General features: G+C 60.2%; 22 protein-coding genes. 12 read left to right on the top strand and 10 right to left on the bottom strand.

Features of this window, described 5'->3' with window-relative positions:
- Nucleotides 1-164: 164 nt before the first annotated feature.
- Nucleotides 165-614, top strand: a complete 450-nt coding sequence (locus CRO59_RS19280; RefSeq protein ID WP_097089283.1) for a DUF4879 domain-containing protein — start codon at nt 165-167, stop codon at nt 612-614.
- A gap of 67 nt (nt 615-681) precedes the next feature.
- Nucleotides 682-1,233: a DJ-1 family glyoxalase III gene (locus tag CRO59_RS19285; protein ID WP_097089281.1), complete on the top strand. Its 552-nt coding sequence runs from the start codon at nt 682-684 to the stop codon at nt 1,231-1,233.
- A gap of 6 nt (nt 1,234-1,239) precedes the next feature.
- Here CRO59_RS19285 and CRO59_RS19290 read toward each other — a convergent pair whose 3' ends face one another.
- Entirely contained in the window at nt 1,240-2,478 is a 1,239-nt protein-coding gene (locus tag CRO59_RS19290; RefSeq protein ID WP_047602595.1) for an MFS transporter, read from the bottom strand.
- A gap of 539 nt (nt 2,479-3,017) precedes the next feature.
- Between CRO59_RS19290 and CRO59_RS19295 the strand changes: the two genes are divergently transcribed.
- The 3 genes from CRO59_RS19295 (at nt 3,018) to CRO59_RS19305 (ending at nt 5,722) form a co-directional block, all read left to right on the top strand.
- On the top strand, nt 3,018-4,460 hold the full coding sequence (locus CRO59_RS19295) for a cytochrome ubiquinol oxidase subunit I (protein WP_027612845.1): 1,443 nt from the start codon (nt 3,018-3,020) through the stop codon (nt 4,458-4,460).
- Nucleotides 4,461-4,463: 3 nt separating this feature from the next.
- Nucleotides 4,464-5,471 carry a cytochrome d ubiquinol oxidase subunit II gene (cydB, locus tag CRO59_RS19300; protein ID WP_007963753.1) on the top strand — a complete coding sequence of 336 codons (1,008 nt, stop codon included), beginning with the start codon at nt 4,464-4,466 and terminating at the stop codon, nt 5,469-5,471.
- 83 nt (nt 5,472-5,554) lie between these two features.
- Nucleotides 5,555-5,722, top strand: coding sequence for a DUF2474 domain-containing protein (locus CRO59_RS19305; protein WP_007963754.1), 168 nt, complete (start codon nt 5,555-5,557; stop codon nt 5,720-5,722).
- Nucleotides 5,723-5,797: 75 nt separating this feature from the next.
- On the opposite strand, the gene CRO59_RS19310 is transcribed toward CRO59_RS19305, so the two are convergent.
- Nucleotides 5,798-6,922, bottom strand: a complete 1,125-nt coding sequence (locus tag CRO59_RS19310; RefSeq protein ID WP_097089280.1) for a methyltransferase — start codon at nt 6,920-6,922, stop codon at nt 5,798-5,800.
- Nucleotides 6,923-7,072: 150 nt separating this feature from the next.
- A complete protein-coding gene (locus tag CRO59_RS19315) occupies nt 7,073-7,801 on the bottom strand; it encodes an autoinducer binding domain-containing protein (protein ID WP_027612843.1) in 729 nt (242 codons plus the stop codon).
- A 330-nt stretch (nt 7,802-8,131) separates the two neighbouring features.
- Between CRO59_RS19315 and CRO59_RS19320 the strand changes: the two genes are divergently transcribed.
- On the top strand, nt 8,132-8,908 hold the full coding sequence (locus tag CRO59_RS19320) for a ferredoxin--NADP reductase (RefSeq protein WP_027612842.1): 777 nt from the start codon (nt 8,132-8,134) through the stop codon (nt 8,906-8,908).
- A 42-nt stretch (nt 8,909-8,950) separates the two neighbouring features.
- Here the strand turns inward: CRO59_RS19320 and mscL are convergent, their stop codons facing one another.
- Nucleotides 8,951-9,364 carry a large-conductance mechanosensitive channel protein MscL gene (mscL, locus tag CRO59_RS19325; RefSeq protein ID WP_027612841.1) on the bottom strand — a complete coding sequence of 138 codons (414 nt, stop codon included), beginning with the start codon at nt 9,362-9,364 and terminating at the stop codon, nt 8,951-8,953.
- A 285-nt stretch (nt 9,365-9,649) separates the two neighbouring features.
- On the opposite strand from mscL, the gene katB reads away from it, so the two are divergent.
- From katB to radA, 3 genes are read left to right on the top strand one after another with little or no spacing between them, the layout of a single operon-like run.
- On the top strand, nt 9,650-11,191 hold the full coding sequence (katB, locus tag CRO59_RS19330) for a catalase KatB (RefSeq protein ID WP_097089278.1): 1,542 nt from the start codon (nt 9,650-9,652) through the stop codon (nt 11,189-11,191).
- Nucleotides 11,192-11,251: 60 nt separating this feature from the next.
- Nucleotides 11,252-11,788 (top strand): ankyrin repeat domain-containing protein, encoded by a 537-nt coding sequence (locus CRO59_RS19335; RefSeq protein WP_097089277.1) that lies wholly within the window; start codon nt 11,252-11,254, stop codon nt 11,786-11,788.
- A gap of 43 nt (nt 11,789-11,831) precedes the next feature.
- Nucleotides 11,832-13,199 (top strand): DNA repair protein RadA, encoded by a 1,368-nt coding sequence (radA, locus tag CRO59_RS19340; protein WP_007963764.1) that lies wholly within the window; start codon nt 11,832-11,834, stop codon nt 13,197-13,199.
- A 111-nt stretch (nt 13,200-13,310) separates the two neighbouring features.
- Here the strand turns inward: radA and CRO59_RS19345 are convergent, their stop codons facing one another.
- Nucleotides 13,311-13,679 (bottom strand): PilZ domain-containing protein, encoded by a 369-nt coding sequence (locus tag CRO59_RS19345; protein WP_027612837.1) that lies wholly within the window; start codon nt 13,677-13,679, stop codon nt 13,311-13,313.
- Nucleotides 13,680-13,838: 159 nt separating this feature from the next.
- On the opposite strand from CRO59_RS19345, the gene CRO59_RS19350 reads away from it, so the two are divergent.
- The 3 genes from CRO59_RS19350 to yjiA all read left to right on the top strand — a co-directional run bounded on the left by CRO59_RS19350 (nt 13,839) and on the right by yjiA (nt 17,242).
- Nucleotides 13,839-15,905, top strand: coding sequence for a carbon starvation CstA family protein (locus CRO59_RS19350; RefSeq protein WP_097089275.1), 2,067 nt, complete (start codon nt 13,839-13,841; stop codon nt 15,903-15,905).
- Between the two features lie 15 nt (nt 15,906-15,920).
- Nucleotides 15,921-16,118 carry a YbdD/YjiX family protein gene (locus CRO59_RS19355; RefSeq protein ID WP_003228401.1) on the top strand — a complete coding sequence of 66 codons (198 nt, stop codon included), beginning with the start codon at nt 15,921-15,923 and terminating at the stop codon, nt 16,116-16,118.
- A gap of 152 nt (nt 16,119-16,270) precedes the next feature.
- Entirely contained in the window at nt 16,271-17,242 is a 972-nt protein-coding gene (gene yjiA / locus CRO59_RS19360) for a GTPase (RefSeq protein WP_097089273.1), read from the top strand.
- 116 nt (nt 17,243-17,358) lie between these two features.
- Here yjiA and CRO59_RS19365 read toward each other — a convergent pair whose 3' ends face one another.
- The 5 genes from CRO59_RS19365 to morA form a co-directional block, all read right to left on the bottom strand.
- The gene (locus CRO59_RS19365) at nt 17,359-18,069 is read right to left on the bottom strand and encodes a GntR family transcriptional regulator (RefSeq protein ID WP_097089272.1); all 711 of its coding nucleotides are present in this window, start codon (nt 18,067-18,069) and stop codon (nt 17,359-17,361) included.
- Nucleotides 18,070-18,092: 23 nt separating this feature from the next.
- Complete coding sequence (locus tag CRO59_RS19370) at nt 18,093-18,797, bottom strand: FadR/GntR family transcriptional regulator (protein WP_027612834.1); 705 nt, start codon at nt 18,795-18,797, stop codon at nt 18,093-18,095.
- An 84-nt stretch (nt 18,798-18,881) separates the two neighbouring features.
- A complete protein-coding gene (locus CRO59_RS19375) occupies nt 18,882-20,195 on the bottom strand; it encodes a C4-dicarboxylate transporter DctA (RefSeq protein ID WP_097089270.1) in 1,314 nt (437 codons plus the stop codon).
- 279 nt (nt 20,196-20,474) lie between these two features.
- On the bottom strand, nt 20,475-21,728 hold the full coding sequence (gene glyA / locus CRO59_RS19380; protein ID WP_003228394.1) for a serine hydroxymethyltransferase: 1,254 nt from the start codon (nt 21,726-21,728) through the stop codon (nt 20,475-20,477).
- A gap of 239 nt (nt 21,729-21,967) precedes the next feature.
- Nucleotides 21,968-25,816: a cyclic di-GMP receptor MorA gene (morA, locus tag CRO59_RS19385; RefSeq protein WP_097089268.1), complete on the bottom strand. Its 3,849-nt coding sequence runs from the start codon at nt 25,814-25,816 to the stop codon at nt 21,968-21,970.
- Between the last annotated feature and the right edge of the window lie 15 nt (nt 25,817-25,831).

The following is a 25,831-nucleotide window of genomic DNA, read 5'->3' on the forward strand; positions in this document are numbered from 1 at the left end:
ACCGTCGCAAGCGCCTGGGATTTTGTGGTGGGCCGGAAAAAGCCGCGCATCATACCAGCAGCGTGAGGAATATGGCGGTTGTTGGTGCCGAACGTCGTCGAAGTTTTGCCACAAGGCCAACTGCGCCATACTGCGCGCTGAATTTTTCGGGGAAACGTGATCACATGGGCAAGCGCTGGATAAAGGCTTTCGGGGTAGTGGCCGGGCTGATGGCCGGGTCGACGGCGGCGCTGGCAGCTTCGGCGCCACCGTTGACTGAAGTGAAGGTGATCAAGGTTCAATCGCCGGCCTGTGGTCTGGAAGACATCGGCGATAACCAGCCGCAAACCCAATGCGATCACAGCGGCCCGAGCATCAAGGTGTTCGTGCTGGAAATCGGCTATGGCCAGAACCAGCCGCATGCCACGCTCGATGGTTTTGAAGTCAACGGCACCCGGGCGCCGGTGTGCGCCTTTGATAACGGCAACCTGACTGAGTGCAAGCCTGGCAGCAACACCGTCGGCTCACTGTATACCTTTGATCTGGCGGGCAAGCAGGAAGGCACCTTCACCTTCAGTAACACCTCGATCAACGCGCCACGCAACACCCTGTCGGCCCAGCTTTACATCAAGTAACGGCTGTCATCGAACAGGGCAAGGCAAAGCTGACTACGCTTGAAAGATCACCCAGCGGATAGCGCCCATGACCTTTAGAGCCCTGATTACCCTCGCCGAGGGCATTGATGATCTGCAAAGCGTGACCCTGATCGACGTGCTGCGCCGCGCCGGCGTCGAAGTCGTGGCGGCCAGCATCGAAGGCCGGCGCATGCTGACCTGCGCGCGCGGTACGCGCCTGACAGCGGACGGCATGCTGGTTGATGTATTGGCGCAGACCTTCGACCTGATCGTCCTGCCCGGTGGTGCCGTCGGCGCCCAACATCTCGCGGCGCATCAGCCGCTGCAGCAATTGCTCAAGGACCAGGCCAGCGCCGGCCGCCTGTTCGCCGCCATCGCCGAAGCCCCAGCCATCGCCCTGCAAGCCTCAGGTGTATTGCGCCAACGGCGCATGACCTGCCTGCCGAGTGCCAGCCATCAACTGTCGGGCTGTACGTTTGTTGATCAACCGGTGGTGGTCGACGGCAATTGCATCACCGCCCAGGGCTCCGGCGCCGCACTGGCCTTTGCCCTGACGCTGGTTGAGCAGCTTGGTGGCAAGGCATTGCGGGTGAAAGTGGCGGGGGAGATATTGGTTTGACGAGCCTCAGACCTTCGCCTCTTCCACCGGCACATGCATCCGGTCGCGGTTGGCCAGGGTCGGGAACAGTTTGATCCACGTTCCGGTGACCACCAGCGTGCCGATCCCGCCCATCACCACCGCCGGGACGGTGCCGAACCAGTGCGCGGTGAGGCCGGATTCGAATTCGCCCAACTGGTTCGAGGCGCCGATGAACAGGCCGTTCACCGCGCTGACCCGGCCACGCATTTCGTCCGGGGTTTCCAACTGAACGAAGGAGGCGCGGATCACCATGCTGATCATGTCCGCCGCGCCTAGCACCACCAGCACCGCCAGCGAGAACCAGAACGAGGTCGACAGACCGAAGGCGATGGTTGCGACGCCGAACACGCCAACGGCGGTGAACATCACCCGGCCAACATTGCGCTCGACGGCAAATCGCGCCAGAAACAGTGACATCCCCAGCGCGCCAACCGCCGGCGCCGAACGCAGCAGGCCCAATCCCCACGGCCCGGTGAGCAGGATGTCCTTAGCGAACACCGGCAGCAACGCGGTAGCGCCTCCGAGCAACACCGCGAACAGATCCAGCGAGATCGCTCCGAGAATGTCCGGGCGGCTGCGAATGAAGCGGATACCCGCCAGCAACGAGTCCAGCGTGGCTTTGCCTTTGTTCAGCGGCGTTTGTCGGGCGGGCAGGTTGAGCATCAAGGTGCAGGCGATGACATAGAGCAACACCGTCGGGCCGTAGACCCAGACACTGCCAAACGCGTAAAGCAAGCCACCGAGGGCCGGAGCGACAATGGTGGCTGACTGTTGAGCCGACTGCGCTGCGGCGACCGCCCGTGGAAACAGGGCGCTGGGCACGATGCTCGGCAGCAGCGCCTGGGTGGTCGGCATTTCGAAGGAGCGCGCCGCACCGAGCAGGAAGGCGAGGATAAAGATCATTTCCCGGGTGACGTGGTCGGTCGCACTGCCGATGGCCAGTGCCAGGGCGATCATCGCCTGCAATGACTGACAGATCGCCGCAACCCGACGCCGGTCATAGCGGTCGGCGACATGCCCGGTGTGCAGCATGAACAGCACCCGTGGCGCGAACTCGACCAGCCCGACCAGACCCAGGTCGAGCACGTTGCCGGTCAACTGATACAGATTCCAGCCGATCGCCACCGTGAGCATCTGAAAGCCACTGGCGGTGAAGATTCGGGCGAACCAGAACGCAAGAAAAGGACGATGGTGACGTAACAGCAGGGGCTCTTGGCTGGGCATCTGAAGGCAGGTCTGGCTCGAAGGGGAACGTCGAGGTTATCACCAGTCTGTAACAGGAAGTTGCTATGACAAAAAATTTAGTTAGCCAGACATCTATCGCTCCCTGGCATACCTCATCTCAATGTGGTGAGGGGATTTATCCCCGATCGGCTGCGCAGCAGTCGTAAAAAATTGACGATGCACCAAAAGGCAGGATGTCTTTGGGGCTGCTTCGCCGCCCATCGGGGATGAATCCCCTCACTACAGGTCGTGCAGCTCTGAGGAGTGTCTTTCAGAACGTTGCCCAGGCAATGAGGCAACTTGTCACGCGGCAAACGACCACGCCGTTCTTCGTCGGAAATGGGACTACTCTTTTAACGTTGCTTGATCCAGATCAAGACCCTCCCGGGCCATGCTCTGGTGGCCCGTTGGCCAGACTCCCTGCGTTGCGATGGCTGTTAAAAAAGAACGAATCAGAATTCGCCGCACTCCATATCCGTGGGGGCAGTAGGCAGGGGCCACAAGCCCCAATGCCGGTATTACCTGACAGAGGAAGACTTATGTTCGGTTTAGAGGCACTCGATCTCGCCCGAATTCAGTTCGCGTTCACCATCTCGTTCCACATCCTGTTCCCGGCCATCACCATTGGTCTGGCGAGCTACCTGGCGGTGCTTGAAGGGTTGTGGTTGAAAACCCATAACGACACTTACCGGGATCTCTACCACTTCTGGTCGAAAATCTTTGCCGTCAACTTCGGCATGGGTGTGGTCTCCGGTCTGGTCATGGCTTACCAGTTCGGCACCAACTGGAGCCGTTTCTCGGACTTTGCCGGTTCCGTCACCGGACCGTTGCTGACCTACGAGGTGCTCACGGCATTCTTCCTTGAGGCCGGTTTCCTCGGGGTGATGCTGTTCGGCTGGAACAAGGTCGGACGCAAACTGCACTTCTTCTCCACGGTGATGGTGGCGATCGGCACGCTGATCTCGACATTCTGGATTCTCGCTTCCAACAGCTGGATGCAGACGCCGCAAGGCTTCGAGATCGTCAACGGCCAGGTGATCCCGACCGACTGGCTGGCCATCGTGTTCAACCCATCGTTCCCGTATCGCCTGATGCACATGGCGACCGCCGCGTTCGTGGCCACGGCGTTCTTCGTTGGCTCGTCGGCGGCCTGGCACCTGCTTCGCGGCAAGGACAACCCGGCGATCCGCACCATGCTGTCGATGGCAATGTGGATGGCGCTGATCGTCGCGCCAATCCAGGCGGTTATCGGTGACTTCCACGGGCTGAACACCCTTGAGCATCAGCCGGCGAAAATCGCCGCGATCGAAGGCCACTGGGAAAACAAAGGCAACGAAGCGACCCCGTTGATCCTGTTCGGCTGGCCGGACATGAAAGAAGAGAAAACCAAATTCGCCGTGGAGATCCCGTACCTCGGCAGCCTGATCCTGACCCACTCGCTGGACAAGCAAGTGCCGGCACTCAAGGAGTTCCCGCCTGAAGACCGGCCGAACTCGACCATTGTGTTCTGGTCGTTCCGGGTCATGGTCGGTCTCGGCTTCCTGATGATCTTCACCGGTCTGTGGAGCCTGTGGCTGCGCAAGCGCGATTCGCTCTACACCTCGCGGCCGTTCCTGTATCTGGCGCTGTGGATGGGGCCGTCCGGCCTGATCGCGATCCTCGCTGGCTGGTTCACCACTGAAATCGGTCGGCAGCCGTGGGTGGTCTACGGGCTGATGCGCACGGCGGATGCTTCGTCCAATCACAGTTTCATGCAGATGAGCATCACCCTGATCATGTTCGTCGTGGTGTATTTCGCGCTGTTCGGTGCGGGGCTTGGCTACATGATGCGCCTGGTGCGCAAAGGGCCGAAAACCGACGAAGGCAAGGAAACCAACGAAGGTGGTCCTGGCCAGAAACGCACTCCGGCTCGGCCGTTGTCCGCAGCCGATGATGAAGGTACCGACGCCGACTCGCAGCGCAGCCTGGAAAAGGAGATTTGACTCATGGGTATTGATCTTCCGCTGATCTGGGCCGTGATCATCATCTTCGGCATCATGATGTACGTGGTCATGGACGGCTTCGACCTGGGGATCGGGATTCTCTTCCCGTTCATCCCGGGCAAGACCGACCGTGACGTGATGATGAACACCGTCGCCCCGGTTTGGGACGGCAATGAAACCTGGCTGGTACTGGGCGGCGCGGCGTTGTTCGGCGCGTTCCCGCTGGCCTATTCGGTGGTGCTGTCGGCGCTGTACCTGCCGTTGATCTTCATGCTGATCGGCCTGATTTTCCGCGGCGTGGCGTTCGAGTTCCGCTTCAAGGCCAAGGACGACAAGCGTCACCTGTGGGACAAGGCGTTCATCGGCGGCTCGGTGGCGGCGACGTTCTTCCAGGGCGTGGCACTCGGGGCCTTCATCGACGGTTTGCCGGTGGTCAATCGGCAATACGCCGGCGGTTCACTGGACTGGCTGACACCGTTCACCCTGTTCTGCGGCGCCGCGCTGGTGGTGGCCTATGCCTTGCTCGGTTGCACCTGGCTGATCATGAAGACCGAAGGCAAGTTGCAGGAGCAGATGCACAACCTCGCGCGGCCCTTGGCGTTCGTGCTGTTGGCGGTGATCGGCATCGTCAGTCTGTGGACGCCGCTGGCTCACCCCGAGATCGCGACACGCTGGTTCAGCATGCCGAACCTGTTCTGGTTCATGCCGGTGCCGATTCTGGTGCTGGTGACGCTGTACGGGCTGATCCGCGCGGTGGCGCGCAATGCCAACTACATGCCGTTCCTGCTGACCCTGGTGCTGATATTCCTCGGCTACAGCGGTCTGGGCATCAGCCTGTGGCCGAACATCGTGCCGCCGTCGATCTCGATCTGGGACGCCGCCGCACCGCCGCAAAGTCAGGGCTTCATGCTGGTCGGTACGCTGTTCATCATCCCGTTCATCCTGGGTTACACCTTCTGGAGCTATTACGTGTTCCGCGGCAAGGTCACCCATGAAGACGGTTACCACTGATCTCTCGCTCTGCTCACCCTGTGAGAGCAAGCCTTCTCGCGGTGGCGTCCTCAGCGACGCCATCGCCCAAGAGGAACGATGCAATGAACGGCAAACATTCCCTGCACGAGATTGAAGAAGCCGAAAAAAAGCCGCTGTGGCAGCGGCTCGGCTGGTTGGCCCTGATCTGGATCGGTAGCGTCGGCGCGCTGTTCATTGCCGCCAGCCTGATGCGCCTGTTCATGAACGCGGCCGGCCTGACCACACACTGAAACATCCCGTCCCGCTGCCCTTGGGCACGGTTTTATGACCCTCTGTACCGCGGAGGGTTTTTTTTGCCTGACGCTTTACTTGCGTGCTTTGAGAATCACGAATTTCGGTGTGGCTGCCACTTGCTCGACGCCACGGAACAGCCGCGCCAGCTTGCTGTGATAGCCCAGGTGCCGGTTGCCGACGATGTACAACGCACCGCCCACCACCAGCGCCTCGCGGGCTTGCTGGAACATGCGCCAGGCGAGGAAGTCGCCGACCACCTGTTGTTGATGGAACGGCGGATTGCACAGCACTACGTCCAGCGATTGCGGCTCCTGGCCGGCCAGACCATCGCCAGCGCGCACGAGCACTTCGCGCTCGCCCAGCGCGGCGCGCCAGTTCTCGGCGGCCGATTGCACGGCCATGAACGATTCGTCGACCAGCGTGTAGTGCGCGTCGGGGTTGTGCAGGGCGCTGGCGATGGCCAGGACGCCGTTACCGCAACCAAGGTCGGCGACCCGGGCGCTGCCGAGGTTTTTTGGCAGGTGCGGGAGGAAGGCCCGGGTGCCGATGTCCAGGCCCTCACGGCAGAAAACGTTGGCGTGGTTGAGCAATTCGATGGCCGGCTCGTCCAGCTGATAGCGCGAAGGGTAGGGCGAGGTCGCCGGGGCTTTGGCTTCAGGCGTTGCGATCAACAGGCGAGCTTTCTTCACCGCCAGTGAAGCCTGTACCGGGCCAATGTAACGCTCCAGCAGATCACCGGCTGCGCGCGGCAAATGCTTGACCATGGCCGCTGCCACCACTTCGGCGCCGGGTGCCAGTAGCCCTTGCAGGCGGATCAGTTGCTCTTCCAGCAATGCCAGCGTCTTGGGCACGCGGATCAGCACCCGGTCGAACGGCCCGATCAACGGCTCACTGGCCGCAATCCCGCGCACGGCATCAAATGCCAGGCCGTTGCGTACCAGGTTCTTTTCCAGGCCCTGGAATGCGAGAAACGAGTCGCCACTGCTGCTGACCTGAACCTTGCCTGCCAGACTCGCCGCCAGCGCTCCGAAGCTGTCATTGAGTACCAACACCCGGGTGTCTGCCGTCGGTTGTTGCGCGGCCAGATGATTGAGCAGGTATTCGTCAGCCGCATCGAACGCTTGCAGAGGTTCATTCTGCTGCTCGGGCTGGCGGATCAGGTCGAGTTGGGCAAAGGGTGTTTCGAGCAAGGGCATCGGGCGAGAACTCTGGTTATTCAACGGGTGGCCCGCAGCCCAGGGCGTCGCGCGGCGGAACCATCCGAGTGGACTGCGGCGTGCGGCGCACGTCATCACTCAGGAAGGTTGCAAATGGTACGTTTTTTTCCGTTGAAATACTCGCAGCTTTTAGTGGGCGGGCATGTCGAGAAGGCCGCAACTCTTGGCGGCAATGACCGCAGAAATCTTGTTGCAGACGTTCAGTTTGAGAATCACGTTTTGCACGTGGTAATTCACCGTCCGCTCGCTCAGGCAGAGGATCCTGGCAATCTCATAGGCCGTCTTGCCGAGCGCCGAGAGCTTGAGCACTTCCAGTTCTCGCGGTGAAAGGCGTGGGGGGACGGGCTTTTTGGCCGGTTTGGGCAAGGTTTTGGCGAACAGGTCACTCAGGTGGCTGGTTGCGTAAAACATATAGCCAAAATGCTCGTATAACTCGAGCGGACTTAATGGACCGTTTTTCCTGGCAAGGCTCAGGGTGCTGCACAGCCCGCTGTCTTCGTGGTGGAACGACTGGGACCAACCGTGTCGCAACCCATGCCTCTGTTGCGCGTCCCACAGCGACAAGGTTTGCGAAAACACGTCCTCGGTCCAGACAATCGGCAGCATTGAATGACTGCAGTGTGCTACTACCGGGTCGATTTTTCTGTAGTTTTGTCTTTCATAAAGTTGGTTCCACTCTTTCGGATAGTTATTGATTTGCAAGGTCTTTAAGTCAGCGTTCCGATTGTTTGATGTCAATGAGATGGCACAAAAATTGAAGCCAATATTTTGAGCGAATCGCAGCAAGATCGGATAAGCGGTCTCTATTTCTCTTGCGAAAGTCAGTTGCTTTAATTGCGACTCCTTCCACATTTCCATCACTCACTCTCCATGAGTCGTTCGTCGGGTGCTTTTTATGGATCCAATCGGATCCTGCACGCAACCGAGTGTAGGACAGGTCTTACAAATGGCGTTGAATTTTTTTGCTCTTGGAGGGGGCGGTTAGTTGCTGGAAAGGTTATTAGTCATCAATAACGCGTTGGATTTAACCTGTCATTCAATCGGACTTTGAATAAAGCTGTATTAACGGCATTTGGGTTTAATTCTCATTTTTTCGGGCGGTCTGAACGGTAAACCACTACAAAAGCAGTGGTGTTTATGCTCTGAGTTTGCGCGAGACTGTCAGGGTCTTTTCCGTGGAGTGCCCCCATGACTGTCAGCGCAGATAAATTTACTGCCCAGACCTTGCTCGACGTGCAGCCTTTGACCCCCAGTCTGTTTACCCTGCGCACCACGCGCGATACGGGCTTCAGGTTTCGCGCGGGACAATTCGCTCGCCTGGGGGTGACAAAGGCTGATGGCAGCACGGTCTGGCGTGCTTACTCGATGGTCTCTTCACCCTTCGACGAGTTTCTCGAGTTCTTCTCCATCGTGGTGCCAGGTGGCGAATTCACCAGTGAACTTAGTCGCTTGCAGGTCGGCGATACCCTGCTGGTGGAACGCCAGGCCTTTGGTTACCTGACGCTGGATCGGTTTGTCGACGGTCGGGATTTGTGGCTGTTATCCACCGGGACCGGGGTTGCGCCGTTTCTGTCGATTCTGCAGGACTTCGAAGTGTGGGAGCGATTCGAGCGGATCATTCTGGTGTACAGCGTGCGCGAAGCGCGGGAACTGGCCTATCAGTCGTTGATTGCAGAACTGTCCGAGCGTGATTACCTGGCAGAACACGCCCATAAACTGCAGTTCATTCCCACCGTTACCCGAGAAAAGGTTCCTGGTGCCTTGCATGGCCGTATTACCAGCCTGATTGAAAGCGGCGAGCTGGAGCGTGAAGCCGGTGTTGAACTGGCCCCCGAGCACTCGCGCGTCATGCTGTGCGGCAATCCGCAGATGATCGACGACACCCGGGCACTGCTGAAGAAACGCCACATGAGCCTGAGCCTGACGCGGCGGCCGGGACAGGTGGCGGTGGAAAACTACTGGTAAAAAAACGGCGCCATCAGGCGCCGTTCTTTATTCATCAAGCAGTCAAGGCCGGTTGTTCTGGGCCTTGAGCAGATCGCGGATCTCACCGAGCAACTCTTCTTCCTTGGTCGGAACCGGTGGCAGGGAAGGGGCTACGGCTTCTTCGCGTTTAAGGCGGTTGATGGCTTTGACACCCATGAAGATCGCGAAGGCGACGATCACGAAGTCCAGAATGCTCTGGATGAATTTACCGTAAGCCATGACCACGGCAGGGGCGTTGCCCTCGGCGGCTTTAAGCGTGATGGCCAGATCACTGAAGTCCACCCCTCCGATCAACAGGCCGATTGGCGGCATGATCACGTCGCCGACAAACGACGAAACAATTTTGCCAAAGGCGGCACCGATGATGATACCGACGGCCATGTCGACCACATTGCCTTTGACCGCGAAGGCCTTGAACTCACTAAGCACGCCCATAGGTTATTTCCTTGTTACAGATGAGGTTGGTGTACGCAGTGTAAATCAGCAAACGCGTCCTGCGCGAAACACCTTCTTACATTGCCCGTTTTTATCGACCGATAAATCTGCAATTAGTTTGCAAAGTGCCACTAATCGCGCGCGAAATACGCCGTAACACGCTGATCGGGAAGCCAAAATTTTCAATCGTCGGGTTACGAACTTTCTATTTATGTTCGCGGACTTAGCCCTCTAGCCTCTGGTTGGCGCACCTGGATGCGCCCAAAAGAACCAGAGGAACCTGATATGAATTCCACCCTTGGACTGGGGGCTTTTCCCCATCGCCGTACGCTCGGCGTACTCACCGCCAGCCTGTTGACCTTCTCCGTGCACGCCGCGCCCCTGACCCGGGACAACGGTGCAGCGGTGGGCGACAATCAGAACTCGCAAACCGCCGGCGCCACCGGCCCGGTGCTGCTGCAAGACGTGCAACTGATCCAGAAACTCCAGCGTTTCGACCGTGAGCGCATTCCCGAGCGCGTGGTGCATGCCCGCGGTACCGGTGCCCATGGCACGTTCACCGTGACCAACGACCTCAGCGACCTGAGCAAGGCCAAGGTATTCGCTGCCGGGCAGGTGACGCCAGTGTTCGTGCGCTTCTCCGCAGTGGTTCACGGTAACCACTCCCCGGAAACCCTGCGCGATCCACGGGGCTTTGCCACCAAGTTCTACACCGCTGATGGCAACTGGGACCTGGTCGGCAACAACTTCCCGACCTTCTTCATTCGCGACGCGATCAAGTTTCCGGACATGGTCCATGCGTTCAAACCCGATCCACGCACCAACCTTGACGATGACTCGCGTCGTTTCGACTTCTTCTCCCACGTGCCGGAAGCCACTCGCACGCTGACCGAGCTGTATTCCAATTCGGGTACTCCAGCCAGTTATCGGGAAATGGACGGTAATGGCGTGCATGCCTACAAGTTGGTTAACGCCAAAGGCGAAGTGCACTATGTGAAGTTCCACTGGAAAAGTTTGCAGGGCATCAAAAACATGACACCTGAACAAGTCGAGAAAGTTCAGGGCAAAGATTACAGTCATATGACTAATGATCTGGTCAGTCATATCAATAAGGGTGATTTCCCGAAATGGGACTTGTACATCCAAGTGCTGAATCCGCAAGATTTGTCCAAGTTTGATTTCGATCCATTGGACGCTACCAAGATCTGGCCGAATGTTCCTGAGCGAAAAGTTGGACAAATGGTGTTGAACCGTAATCCGGCCAATGTGTTCCAGGAAACCGAACAAGTTGCCATGGCCCCGGCCAATGTTGTGCCGGGTATCGAACCTTCAGAAGATCGTCTGTTGCAAGGTCGAGTGTTTTCTTATGCCGATACGCAGATGTATCGCCTGGGTGCAAACGGCCTGCAACTTCCGATCAATGCGCCAAAAGTTGCGGTCAACAATGGCAATCAGGACGGTGCGATGAACTTCGGTGCCACGGCGTCTGGCGTGAACTATCAGCCAAGCCGCCTGCAACCGCGTGAAGAGCCGCAGAGCGCGCGTTACAGCCAGCTGGCACTGTCGGGCAGCACCCAGCAGGCGAAGATTCAGCGTGAGCAGAACTTCAAACAGGCCGGGGATCTGTATCGCTCGTTCAGCCAGCAGGAGCGTCAGGACCTGATCGCCAGCTTCGGCGGTTCGCTGGCGACCACCGATGACGAGAGCAAGCACATCATCCTGTCCTTTCTTTATAAGGCAGATCCGGAATACGGCACCGGTGTGACCAAAGTGGCCAAGGGTGACCTGAGCCGGGTCAAGGCGCTGGCAGCGAAACTGGTCGACTGATCTCGACGCCATGCAACGCGGGGCCTGATTCAGGCCCCGTTCTGCCCAAGGAGAGCGTTTATGCGTGCCTTTCTTTTACTGTTGCTCGGTTGCCTGTCATTTACAGCGCTGGCCGAACAGAACCCCGAGGCGATCAAGGCGCAGTTGCAGGATTACTATTTCGATGCCGCCCGGCGTGGTGATGTGCCGATGCTCGAGACCTTTATCGAGTCTGGTTATTCCCTCGATACCCGCGACAGCAAGGGCTACACGGCTTTGATTCTGGCGGCGTATCACGGCCAGGGTGCGGCAGTTGACCGGTTATTGGCCGCAGGCGCTGATGCCTGCGCGCAGGACCAACGCGGCAACACGGCGCTGATGGGCGCGATTTTCAAAGGCGAGATGCAGATTGCTCGACGACTGATGGCCACCGATTGCAGCCCCGATCAGCGCAACGGCGCAGGCCAGACTGCGGCGATGTACGCCGGGTTGTTCAAGCGCATCGAACTGCTCGACGCGCTCAAGGCCAAGGGCGCCGATCTTAATGCCGAAGACCCGCTGGGCAACAGCGCCGCGCGTCTGGCCAACGGCGAAATCCGTACCGCCGCGCCGCGCTGAGCGGTGGCTGCGTTATCATCGCGGTTTTTGCCGGGGGATCCAGATGGCCAAGGCCAAGCGCATGTACGGCTGCACCGAGTGCGGCGCAACCTTTCCCAAGTGGGCGGGCCAGTGCGGCGAGTGCGGCGCCTGGAACACCCTGACCGAAACCATGATCGAAAGCGGCGGGGCCACGGCGCCCACCGGGCGTACCGGCTGGGCCGGGCAGCAGGCGCAGATCAAGACGCTGGCCGAAGTCAGCATCGAGGAGATTCCACGTTTCTCCACCGCGTCCGGTGAGCTGGATCGGGTTTTGGGTGGCGGTCTGGTCGATGGCTCGGTGGTGCTGATCGGTGGTGATCCGGGCATCGGCAAGTCGACGATTCTGTTGCAGACCCTGTGCAACCTCGCCAAGAGCATGCCGGCGCTGTACGTCACCGGTGAAGAGTCCCAGCAGCAAGTGGCGATGCGCGCCCGGCGTCTGGGGTTGCCCCAGGATCAACTGCGGGTGATGACCGAAACCTGCATCGAAACCATCATTGCCACCGCCCGTCAGGAAAAGCCCAAGGTGATGGTGATCGACTCGATCCAGACGATTTTCACCGAACAATTGCAGTCGGCCCCCGGCGGCGTGTCGCAGGTACGCGAGAGCGCGGCGCTGCTGGTGCGTTATGCCAAGCAGAGCGGCACGGCGATCTTCCTCGTCGGTCACGTCACCAAGGAAGGCGCGCTCGCCGGCCCGCGGGTGCTGGAGCACATGGTCGATACCGTGCTGTATTTCGAAGGCGAATCCGATGGCCGTTTGCGTTTGTTGCGGGCGGTGAAAAACCGTTTCGGTGCGGTCAACGAACTGGGTGTGTTCGGCATGACCGACAAGGGTCTGAAAGAAGTCTCCAACCCTTCGGCGATTTTTCTCACCCGTGCCCAGGAAGAAGTCCCGGGCAGTGTGGTGATGGCCACCTGGGAAGGCACCCGGCCGATGCTGGTGGAAGTGCAGGCGCTGGTCGATGACAGCCATCTGGCCAATCCACGGCGCGTGACGTTGGGCCTTGATCAGAACCGATTGGCGATGTTGTTGGCGGTATTGCACCGTCACGGTGGTATTCCGACTCACGACCAGGACGTGTTCCTCAACGTGGTCGGCGGGGTGAAGGTGTTGGAGACCGCATCGGATCTGGCGTTGATGGCGGCGGTGATGTCGAGCCTGCGCAACCGGCCGTTGCCGCATGATCTGCTGGTGTTTGGCGAAGTCGGTTTGTCCGGCGAAGTGCGCCCGGTGCCGAGCGGGCAGGAGCGCTTGAAGGAAGCGGCCAAGCATGGCTTCAAACGGGCGATCGTGCCCAAGGGCAATGCACCGAAAGAGGCGCCGCCGGGGTTGCAGATCATTGCCGTGACCCGGCTGGAACAGGCGCTCGACGCACTTTTCGAATAGTCCTATGGGAGCGGGCTTGCCCGCGAAAGCGGTGTGTCAGTCGAAATCAATGTCGACTGACACGGCCTCTTCGCGGGCAAGCCCGCTCCCACAGGGGATTTGTATTGATGGCTAGATTTCGATCAGGGCGCCGAGTTCGCGCTCAAGCTCGGCTTCGTCAGCCAGGTTGAGCTCGATCAACCGTCGCAAGCGCTGGATCGACTCCAGACTGATGTGCCGGCAGACGAAGCCTAGTTGTCCGTGATCTTCGTGAGCCAGGTGTACATCCATCTCGATATCGACATCATCGCTCAGATGAATGTTGACGAAGAAATCCTGCTCCCTATCCCCAAGCCACGGCTCCGGCCGTTCGATCAGCAGCCCTTTGAGCGACAGATCGATCAACTTCACCGGCCAGATGAATTGACCCTGACTCAGCTCGGTTCTGGCATCGAACGCAATACGTTTGAAGCGACGGCGATTGGCTGGGTGTTCGCTCATGGCGCAATCCTCGGAAGAGTTCGCTGACTATAGACCCGACCGTTGGGTGGCTGCCAATCGACAAGCCGTCTAGACCAACGTCGGGGTATGGCCTTTGGCGCCGTAAGCGCTAAACTCGGGGTGGCTGTCTTTCTTGTCCACCCTGGCTGGAATAATAAAATGAAAAATAATAATAGCCTGCTACGCCACTTACCCTGGCTAGTGCTGGCAATCGTAGGAGCGTGCGCCCTGGGCGTAGTGGCATTGCGCCGAGGAGAGGCGATCAACGCCTTGTGGATCGTGGTCGCGGCCGTGGCCATTTATCTGGTCGCGTACCGTTACTACAGCCTGTTCATCGCCAACAATGTGATGCAACTGGATCCGCGTCGGGCCACCCCCGCCGTGCTCAACAACGACGGTCTGGACTATGTGCCGACCAACAAACACATTCTTTTCGGTCACCACTTCGCCGCGATCGCGGGCGCCGGACCTCTGGTCGGCCCGGTATTGGCGGCGCAGATGGGTTATCTGCCCGGCACGCTGTGGCTGATTGCCGGGGTGGTGCTGGCGGGCGCGGTGCAGGACTTCATGGTCCTGTTCATGTCGACCCGGCGCAACGGCCGTTCCCTGGGCGACATGGTGCGTGAAGAAATGGGCCGCATCCCCGGCACCATCGCCCTGTTCGGCTGCTTCCTGATCATGATCATCATCCTCGCGGTGCTGGCGCTGATCGTGGTCAAGGCACTGGCAGAGAGCCCATGGGGCATCTTCACCGTGATGGCGACCATCCCGATCGCGATGTTCATGGGCATCTACATGCGCTACATCCGCCCGGGCCGCATCGGCGAGATCTCGGTCATCGGTGTGTTGCTGCTGCTCGGTTCGATCTGGCTCGGTGGGCAGATTGCCGCTGATCCGGTGTGGGCCAAGGCCTTCAGCTTCACCGGCGTGCAAATCACCTGGATGCTGATCGGTTACGGCTTCGTCGCCGCCGTGTTGCCGGTGTGGCTGATCCTCGCGCCACGCGACTACCTGTCGACGTTCCTCAAGATCGGCACCATCATCGCCCTGGCGATCGGCATTCTGGTGACCATGCCCGAGCTGAAAATGCCGGCGCTGACCCAGTTCGTCGACGGCACCGGCCCGGTGTGGAAGGGCGGTCTGTTCCCGTTCCTGTTCATCACCATCGCTTGCGGTGCGGTGTCCGGCTTCCACGCACTGATCTCTTCGGGCACCACGCCGAAGTTGCTGGATAACGAAACCAACGCGCGTTACATCGGTTACGGCGGCATGCTGATGGAATCGTTCGTGGCGATCATGGCCATGGTTGCCGCTTCGGTGATCGAGCCGGGCGTGTACTTCGCCATGAACAGCCCGGCCGCCGTGGTCGGCGGTGACGTCGCATCGGTGGCGCAGATGGTCAGCAGCTGGGGCTTCGCGATCACGCCGGAGGCGCTGCAAGCCGTGGCTCACGACATCGGCGAAACCACCATCCTCGCCCGTGCCGGCGGTGCGCCGACCCTGGCGGTCGGTATCGCGCAGATCCTGCACAGTGTCCTGCCGGGTGAAAACACCATGGCGTTCTGGTACCACTTCGCGATCCTGTTCGAAGCGCTGTTCATCCTGACCGCTGTAGACGCCGGCACCCGTGCCGGGCGCTTCATGCTGCAGGACCTGCTCGGCTCCTTCGTTCCGGCGCTCAAGCGCACCGAATCGTGGACTGCCAACCTGATCGCCACCGCCGGTTGTGTGGCGATGTGGGGCTGGTTGCTGTATCAGGGCGTGATCGATCCACTGGGCGGCATCAACACCCTGTGGCCGCTGTTCGGTATCTCCAACCAGATGCTGGCCGGTATCGCGCTGATGCTCGGCACCGTGGTCCTGATCAAGATGAAGCGCCAGCGCTACATCTGGGTCACCCTGCTGCCAGCCGCTTGGCTGCTGATCTGCACCACCACCGCAGGCTTCATCAAGCTGTTCGACGCCAACCCGGCGATCGGCTTCCTGTCGCTGGCCAAGAAATACAGCGATGCGCTGGCCAACGGTCAGGTGCTGGCACCGGCAAAAAGCGTCGAGCAGATGCAGCACGTGATCTTCAACGCCTACACCAACGCAACGCTCACTGCGCTGTTCCTGTTCGTGGTCTTCAGCATCCTGTTCTATGCGCTCAAGGTCGGCATCGCTGCCTGGGGCAAAAAAGAGCGTACGGATAAAGAATCGCCATTCCAGGCCCTGCCGGACGCGTAACCAGAGGATTGCACCATGTTCAATGACCTGAGTCGCCTCGGTAAATACCTCGGTCAGGCCGCGCGCCTGATGGTCGGCATGCCCGACTACGACACCTACGTCGAGCATATGCAAACCAAACACCCGGACAAACCGGTGATGAGCTACGAGATGTTCTTCCGCGAACGTCAGGAAGCGCGTTACGGTGGCAAGGGTGGGCCGAAGTGCTGTTGAGCTGACAGCCTGCGGTTGATGCAGTCCCCCTGTGGGAGCGGGCTTGCTCGCGAATACGGAGTGTCAGTTGATACGTGTGGTGACTGACACACCGCTTTCGCGAGCAAGCCCGCTCCCACATTTGTTTTGTGTTTCTTTAAGGAGATCGTGTTTTGTCTTCTCCCATACCCGTAACGGTACTCAGCGGTTTCCTCGGTGCCGGCAAGACCACCTTGCTGCGCCATCTGCTTAAAGCCGAGCATGGCCTGAAGATCGCCGTGATCGAGAACGAATTCAGCGACGCCGGCATCGACACCCAGTTGCTCGGCGTCGAGCCGGTGCAAGTCATGACCCTGGCCAACGGCTGCGTCTGCTGCACCATCCACACCGATCTGACCAAGGCCCTGTACCTGCTGCTCGAACGCCTGGACAGCGGTGAAATCGCCTTCGACCGTCTGGTGATCGAGTGCACCGGTCTGGCCGATCCGGCCCCGGTGGCGCAGACCTTTTTTATCGACGAAGAACTGCGCGAGCGCTATCTGCTCGACGGCATCATCACCCTGGTGGATGCGGCTCACGCCGACCAGCACCTGACCCAGACCATCGCCCAGGCGCAGATCGGTTTCGCCGACCGCTTGCTGGTGAGCAAGACCGATCTGGTGGATGAGGCCACGTTCACCGCGCTGAGCGAACGCCTGACGCGGATCAATCGTCGTGCGCCGATCCGCGTGGTCGAGCATGGCAACATCGATCTGGCCGAACTGCTCGACGTGCGTGGCTTCAATCTCAATGCCGACCTCGGTGGCGGGGTGAGCCTGCGTCCGGTGAGCAAGGCGCCGTCCATCGACCGCATCTCCAGTCTGGTGCTGCGCACAGACCAGCCGCTGGATATCGATCAGCTCAGTGAGTTCATGAACGAGCTGCTGGAAGAGCACGGCAAGCAATTGCTGCGTTACAAAGGTGTTCTGAACATTGCGGGTGAAGATCGACGCTTGGTGTTTCAGGGCGTGCTGAAACTTTACGGGTTCGACTGGGACACCGAGTGGGCCGAGGGTGAGGCGCGGGAAAGTGTGATTGTGTTTATTGCCGATGATTTGCCGGAAGAGAAGATTCGGGCGGGGTTTGCCAGAGTGACTTCTGCCTGATGGTTATTCGGCGTCAGGGCTGACACCTTCGCGAGCAAGCCCGCTCCCACAGTAGGCCGCATTCTGTCAGGAGGAATGCAATTCACTGTGGGAGCGGGCTTGCTCGCGAAGGCGATCTAACCGGCGACACGATGCTCAAGGGCTGTACCCAGCAAGGTCTGCTCAAGATGATCCAGGTGTTGATTCATCAGTCGCTCAGCCATGGACATATCCCCAGACGCGACCGCCTCGACAATCGCCAGATGCTCCTGCCACGCGCAGCAACCCGGCGTCGATCCATCACACCGCGCAATCGCCAGCGACGTCAACGGCACCAGGCTGCCAAGGAAATGTGCCAACGGTGCATTCCCCGCCATCTGGGCCAACTGCAGATGAAACTCGCCGGACAAACGAATCGCCGCCGCACGCCGTTCCTGAATCACGGCCAGGCGTTCGCGTTCGACCAGCGTGCGCAAGCGTTTCAAACTCTCCGCTGAGGCATTCTGACAAGCCAGACGCACTAGCGTCGCTTCGGTTAGGCGCCGGGCGTGCAGGGTTTGCCGGGTCTGCTCGGCATCCGGTGCGGCCACCCGTGGCCGATGGTTGGCGCGCAGCACAATCACCTGCTCATGGGACAACTGCGTCAGCACCCGGCGCACATCGGCGCGGCTGACGCCAAACATCTGCTTGAGACTGTCTTCGGTGAAGCGGCTGGCTGGGTCGATTCGCCGGTCCAGAATCGCGTCGAACAGCCGCGGGTACAGATCGTCTGCCGACGCCTGCAGGCGGGAGAAGGGCAGGTGGGCCGACATCTGACGAGTGTGCGGCGACGTGGCAAGGCTGTTCATGGCCGGTCTCCAGTGTGAATCAATCAGTGGCTGAGGTTGTCATCCGGAATGTTCAATTCAACGCCCATGCGTTGGCCTTCGCGCAGAATGTGCCGACGCATTTCGGCGCTGGCCTGGGCGCTGTTCTTGCTGCGGATCGCGCGCACCACCGCTTCGTTTTCTTCCAGGCGTTCGGCTAGGTGCTCAGGCGAATTGCGCAGCACTTCGGCGCTTTGCTTGAGGGCATTGCTGGTTTGCTGCACCACGCTCTGGAAAATCGGGTTCGAAGTCAGGGTGAAAAGCTCCTCGTGGAAGGCGATGTAGGCGCTGACCCCGGCTTCACTGTCACCGGCTTCAAGGGCTTCGCGCATGTCCATCAGGGTCAAGCGCAACTGGCCGACCTCCTTGCTGCTGATCGACTGCGCGACTAGACCGACGATGAAAGGCTCAAGGGTGTAGCGCAGTTGCAGCACGTCTTCGAGGCTGGCGCCGGCCACCGCGCTGTCGTGGCTCTGGCTGTCACTGAGCTGGGCGTCGAGCACCACCACGCCTTTGCCCGGCATCGAACGCACCAGGCCAAGGGTTTCCAGGACGATCACCGCTTCGCGCAGGCTCGGACGACTGATGCCCAGTTGTTCGGCCAGTTCGCGCTGGCCCGGCAGCATGTCGCCGGAGCGCCACTGACCACGGGCGAGGGCGGCGCGCAGTTTTTCTACGACTGAGTTGACGACGGTTGATGTGGTGATCACTTGTCTAGCTCCATAAGCCCATAGGGGATGCCGCAAACAAGATCAAAAGATCGCAGCCTGCGGCAGCTCCTGCGGGGTTGAAAATCAGAACTCTTGCTGGTGCGCCGGAGTTCCGCTTTTACGCGGTTGAAAGGTGTAGCCCTGCTGACCGCTGAGTACTTTGTTGGCGCGTTGCACATCGATGTCCTTTTCCCAACGGGCGATGGCCACGGTGGCGACGCAGTTGCCGATCAGGTTGGTCAGTGCCCTGCCGATGCCCATGAACCAGTCCACCGCCAGTACCAGCACCAGACCCACGACCGGAATCGCCGGGATCGCCGTCAGCGTCGCCGCCAGAATCACCAGCGCCGAGCCGGGAATGCCGTGGGCGCCCTTGGAAGTGATCAGCGACACCAGCAGAATCGTCAGCAGATCGGTCATCGCCAGTGGCGTGCCGGTGGCGTTGGCGATGAACACGATGGCCAGGGTCAGGTAGATCGAGAAACCGTCGAGGTTGAACGAATAGCCGGTGGGAATCACCAGCCCGACCGTCGAGCTGCCAATCCCCAGGTGTTCAAGTTTGCGCATGATCTGTGGCAGCACGGCGTCGGAAGAAGCGGTGCCCATGACGATCAGCAATTCTTCGCGCAGGTACTTGAGCAGGGGCCACAGACGCAGGCCCGAGGCGCGCATTACCACGCCGAGGATCACGCTGACGAACGCCATGCAGGTCAGGTAGAACAGGCCGACCAGACTGCCCAGGTGTTGCAGCGAATCGAGGCCGTACTTGCTGGTGGTGAAGGCGATGGCGCCGAACACGCCGATCGGCGCCAGGCGTACGATCATGCCCATGATCCGGAAAATCACATGGCTCAGCTCGTTGATCAGCCGCGAAATCCCGGAAGCCGCTTCGCCCACCAGATTCAGCGCGCTGCCGAACAGCACCGAGAACAGCAGCACTTGCAGAATGTTGTTGTCGGCGAAGGCTCCGAGCACCGAGGTCGGAATCAGGTCCATCAGGAACTGCGTGGTGGTGTGCATATGCTGGCCGCGTTCGGCGATGTCGCCCATGTCGGCGGCGGACAACTGCTCCAGATGGATGTTCGCGCCACTGCCGATGCCGGTGCTGAAGGCGAATACCAGGCCGATCACCAGCGCGATGGTGGTCAGCACTTCAAAGTAGATCACCGACTTGAGGCCGATGCGCCCGACCTTCTTCAGATCGCCCGCGCCGCTGATGCCGCTGACCACCACGCAGAACACGATCAGGCCGATAAGCATCTTGATCAGTTTGATGAAGCCGTCACCCAGTGGTTTGAGCTGAGCGGAATATTCGGGAAGGGTCAGCCCGCAGACGATGCCGAGCACCAGTCCGAGAACCACTTGGAGGAAGATTGAACGCGAGCACCATCTGAGCATGGGAGGAATCCTGGTCGGTGTCCTGGCTGCCGTGCGCCTTTGGGCGCATCAGATTCAGAACTTAATTATTGTGGTCTTACCGGTATGTCCAGTGCGGGTGCAGTCTAGGCGCGGATTTTTGCGGATCGCAAGTGAAAATTGACGAATTGGCATGACCGGTCTGACCAGTTGTGCGGTGAGTCCCATTCTTGAGCGGTTCAGGCGTTTGAAAAAATGTGGGCACAAAAAAACCGGCCAATCACTTGGCCGGTTTCTCATGCTGCGGATTTAACGTCGCGATTACGCGCCGTACACCGGCAGTTTCTTGCAGATGGCTTTGACTTTCTCACGAACGGCGTCGATCACCGCTTCGTTGTTCAGGTCAGCCAGGATGTCGCAGATCCAGCCGGCCAGCTCTTTGCACTCTGCTTCCTTGAAGCCGCGAGTGGTCACAGCCGGAGTACCGAAGCGCAGGCCGGAAGTGACGAACGGCGAGCGTGGGTCGTTAGGCACGGAGTTCTTGTTCACGGTGATGAACGCTTTGCCCAGAGCGGCGTCGGCGTCTTTACCGGAGATGTCCTGCTTGATCAGCGACAGCAGGAACAGGTGGTTCTTGGTACCGCCGGACACCACGTCGAAACCGCGCTCGATGAACACTTCGGCCATGGCCTGGGCGTTCTTCACCACTTGTTCCTGGTAAGCCTTGAACTCAGGCTGCAGCGCTTCCTTGAAGCAGATCGCTTTAGCGGCGATCACGTGCTCCAGCGGGCCACCCTGGGCGCCCGGGAATACCGCGGAGTTCAGCTTCTTCTCGATCTCGGCGTTGGCGCGCGCCAGGATCAGACCGCCACGAGGACCGCGCAGGGTCTTGTGCGTGGTGGTGGTGACCACGTCAGCGAATGGCACCGGGTTCGGGTAGACGCCAGCGGCGACCAGACCGGCCACGTGAGCCATGTCGACGAACAGGTAGGCACCGACCTTGTCAGCGATGGCGCGGAAGCGCGGGAAGTCGAGAATCTGCGAGTAGGCAGAGAAACCGGCCACGATCATTTTCGGCTTGTGCTCAACCGCCAGACGCTCGACTTCGTCGTAGTCGATCAGGCCGTTGGCGTCGATGCCGTACTGCACCGCGTTGTACAGCTTGCCGGAGGAGGAAACGCTGGCGCCGTGGGTCAGGTGACCACCGTGGGCCAGGCTCATGCCCAGGATAGTGTCGCCACCTTGCAGCAGAGCCAGGTAGACAGCGGCGTTGGCTTGGGAACCGGCGTGCGGCTGAACGTTGGCGTAATCGGCGCCGAACAGCTCTTTGGCGCGGTCGATGGCCAGTTGTTCAACAACGTCGACGTACTCGCAACCACCGTAGTAGCGCTTGCCCGGGTAGCCTTCGGCGTACTTGTTGGTCAGTACCGAGCCTTGAGCTTCCATCACCGCAGGGCTGGTGTAGTTTTCCGAAGCGATCAGCTCAATGTGCTCTTCCTGGCGCTGAGCTTCTTGCTCCATGGCGGCAAAGAGATCGGCGTCGTACTTGGCAATAGTCAAATCACGGCTGAACATGGCGGTCCTCAAGGATCGGGGGCAGAAAAGGGGGGCATTCTAACCCAATGGGTTTTGGATGGCATATGAAACGACATCATGTCGCAGACAAGTGGCGTTCATGCCAGATGTGCGGTGCTTTTGAAGGCCTCTTCGCGAGCAGGCTCGCCCCCACAGTAATCGAGGCAGGCCTGCGATTTTGTGATCGACATCAATCCCTGTGGGAGCGAGCCTGCTCGCGAAGGGCGCGCCGCCGATGTTCAGTCGAACATGAACAGTGCGTCATTGCTGAACTGCGCTTCAAACCGGCTCGCCGGCATTGGCCGTCCGAACAGATAGCCCTGAACCTCATCGCAGCCGTGCTCGCGCAGGAAGTCCAGTTGCTCATGGGTTTCCACGCCTTCGGCGATTACCGCCAGATTGAGGCTGTGGGCCATGGCGATGATTGCGCGAGCGATCTGCGCGTCCTGCTCGCCGGACGGCAGGCCGTCGACGAAGGTACGGTCGATCTTCAGCACGTCGATCGGAAATTGCTTGAGGTAGTTCAGCGACGAATAACCGGTGCCGAAGTCGTCGACCGCAATGCTCAGGCCCAGGTTTTTCAGCCCGGCCAGAATCTGCATTGCTTCGCTGACTTCGCGCATCAGGATACTTTCGGTCAGCTCCAGCTCCAGACACGCCGGTGGCAGCCCGGTTTCGCGCAGGATCGTGGCGATGCGCGTACCGAGCTGGCCATCGGAGAACTGCCGCGCCGAAATGTTCACCGACACCTTCGGCACGCGCACGCGGTTCTGGTGCCAGGTCTTGAGCTGACGGCAGGCCTCGCTGATCACCCAGTCGCCAACGTCCACCACCAGACCCAGCTCTTCCAGCACCGGAATGAAATCCCCCGGCGGCACCAGCCCGCGACGCGGATGACGCCAACGCAGCAGCGCTTCGGCGCCAGTCAGGCGTTTGCCGTCGCCGCTGAATTGCGGCTGGTAATACAGGACGAATTCGTTCTGCTCCAGCGCATGACGCAGGTCGCTTTCCAGCTCCAGACGTTCCAGCGCACTGGCGTTCATGTCGGCCTGATAGAACTGGAAGTTGTTCTTGCCGCGCTCCTTGGCGTGGTACATCGCGGTGTCGGCGTTCTTCATCAACTGGCTGAGTTCGTTGCCGTCCTGCGGGCTCAGGGCGATACCGATACTGGCGGTGACGAAGAACTCGCGACCTTCCAGCACAAATGGACGCACCAGGCTGGCGAGAATCTGCTCGGCCACATGAATCGCTCGGTTCAGCGCCATTTCGCGGCTGGAGCGGTGTTGCAGGAGCAAGGTGAACTCGTCACCGCCCATGCGCGCCACGGTGTCGTCATCGTCGACGCAGGCCAGCAACCGCGTGGCCATGTCTTTCAACATGCGGTCGCCAGCCGCGTGGCCGAGGGAGTCGTTGATCGGTTTGAAGCGGTCGAGGTCGAGGAACATCAGCACCACCCACGACTTCTGCCGTTCGGCCGATTGCAGCGCGGTGTGCAGACGATCCTGGAACAGCGTGCGGTTCGGCAGGTGGGTCAGGGCGTCGTAGTAGGCGAGGCGATGAATCCGCTGCTCACTGGCCTTGCGCTCGCTGATGTCGCTGAAGAAGCACACGTAACTGGCCAGATCGCCTTCATCGTCGAGTACCGCCGTGATGCCGACCCACGCCGGGTAATGCTCGCCGTTACGGCGCTTGAGCCAGACTTCGCCTTCCCAGGTGCTGTGCTGGTGCAATTGCTTGAGCACGTAGCGCAGGTGCGCGTCCTGTTGCTCGTCGACGGTGAGCATGTTCGGCAACTGGTCGAGCACTTCCGACACCGCATAACCGCTGACCCGGCTGAAGGCTTCGTTGGCCTGCACGATGTAACCGGCGGGGTCGGTGATCAGGATCGCCGAGGTCGAGTGCTCGAATACGGTGGCGGCCATGCGCAAGTCTTTCTCGGCGCGGCGCTGCTGGCTGATGTCGCGACCGACGCCGAGCACGCCTTCGAACGCGCCGTGTTCGTCCCACACCAGCACCAGCCGCAGCTCGATCGGGATCTTGCGGCCGTCGGCGCGCAGGCAGTCGAACAGGAACATTTGCGTCTGCACCTGGCTTCGCAGTTGCGCGAGTTGCTCAGGTTTGTCGAGCGCTTTGCTGACCCGATCCATCAAGGTGTAGATGCCGGATAGCTGCTGCGGGTTGGCGATCGTCGATTGCCAGCCATTCTGGAAGATCCACTCGGCGTCGTAACCCAGCACCGCCTGCACCGACGGGCTGACGTAGTTCAACGACAGCTTGCTGTCGGTGGAGAAAATCACATCGCTGATGCTTTCGGCGAGCATGCGGTAGCGCTGCTCGCTGTCGCGCAACGATTCACTGGCCTCGATCTGCTCGGTGATGTCCTTGGCCACGCCGATGATCCGCGTGACCTGATCATGTTTGTCACGGGCCAGCGCCTGCTCACGAATATCGAAGCGCCGCCATTTGCCGTCGCGATGGCGGAAGCGCAATTGGCACTGCAACAGCTGGCTGTACCCGGCGTGCCGCTGCATCTGCCGCGAGCGGTGGTAATAGTCGGCGTCCTCCGGGTGCAGGAGGATTTCCCAAAAATACTCGCCCATCTGGTGCAACTCGGAGCGGTTGTAACCGAGGGTCTGGCCGAGGTGGTGGTTGCTGAAAATCATCCGCTGGCTGATGACGTCCTGCACGTACAGATGATCCGGCACAGTGCGCACCACGTCCGACCAGAAGCCTTCGCGCTCCAGCAGCGACAGTTCGATCAGCTTGCGGCTGGTGATGTCGTTGATGCTCAGAATCACCGCTTTGTAGTCGTGCTGTTCCTGTGGCAGGCGCAGAACCATCCACAGGTGCTGATCGCGGCCGTTGATGTCCGGCAGTCTGATTTCCAGCTCCAGTTGATTCTGTTGCTGCAGAACCGCGGCGAGCACCTGGTGGCCGATGGCGCACTGGTTGTGCGGCTGACCGTCGATCAGCAACTGCCAGGCGTGCTCGCAGGAATTGACGTTGAGCAGTTGCAGTGCCACCTGATTGACCTCGGTGACGCGCAGTTCCTGCAGCAATTGCTGGCGCTGGACCGGTTGGTCGAGCCAGGCCTTGAGCTGGTCGCTGGTTTGGATCTGCGCCTTGTCGAACAACTGCTTGAGGCCCGAGAGGTCGAGTACGCACAGGGCGACGCCGGTGCCTTCGAAGATGTCCTGATAGCGCCGGCGGCCTTCATGTAACTGGCGCTGGCGCCGGCGCATGTTGAGCAGAGCGATCACTGGCAGCATCGAGAACGCCAGCCCCAACAGGCATTTGCCGATAAACGCCGGCAGCAGTTCTTCGAGCACGCGCTGGCGGTCGAACAGCCCGCGCAATTGCCAGTCGCTGCTGCTCAACGGCACGGTCAGCACGGTGTTGGCCATGTCGTCCGGGCTCAAGACGCCAGGCCTGGCCGAAGGCCGTGCCTCGTCGCGGCTGATGATCTGATGGTTGAGACGGTTTTCCACCAGCCACAACGGCCGGATGCCGGTTTCGCCCTGCTGGGTCAGCGAGTCGAAGAAGGTCGGGGTCAGGCGCAACGCCCAATAACCGCGCGTGCTGCCGCTGGCCTGATGCAATAACAGGTGTACCACCGAACCGTCGTCGGCGTTGCTGAAGTAATGCGCCTGAGCGCGGCTGCGGCGCACCAGTTCACCAAGGTAATCGGCGTCGTGGCTGTCGCTGGCGCTGTCGTTGAGGATTTTCCCGGACGGGCTGAGCAGGGCCAGACTGCGCAGGTCCGGGAGCGATTGCTGGAGCTTGCGCAGCAGCGACTGCTGTTCGTCGGACGACTGCGGCTGTTCGACGATCGGTAGCAGGTTGAGGGCGATTTGCGCATTCAGCGACATGTTCAGGCTGACCTGCGAGGCGAGGTCGGCGGTGTAGTCGATGGTGTACTGGCGCTGGTTTTTCTGGGTCTCGCGCAATTGATCGAGCAGTTGCCAGAACAGCAGGGCCAGCAGCAAAAGTACCAGCGTCGCCAATGCCCCCTTCAATGTTCCGCGCAGGGGCGAGCCGGTCCCCGGATTGGACGCGCTCACAGAAGCTGGCGGGGTAACGTTGGACAAGCTGAAATCCTGCGG

Source organism: Pseudomonas sp. LAMO17WK12:I5 (assembly GCF_900215165.1).
In the GTDB taxonomy this organism is placed as follows: Bacteria; Pseudomonadota; Gammaproteobacteria; order Pseudomonadales; family Pseudomonadaceae; genus Aquipseudomonas; species Aquipseudomonas putida_A.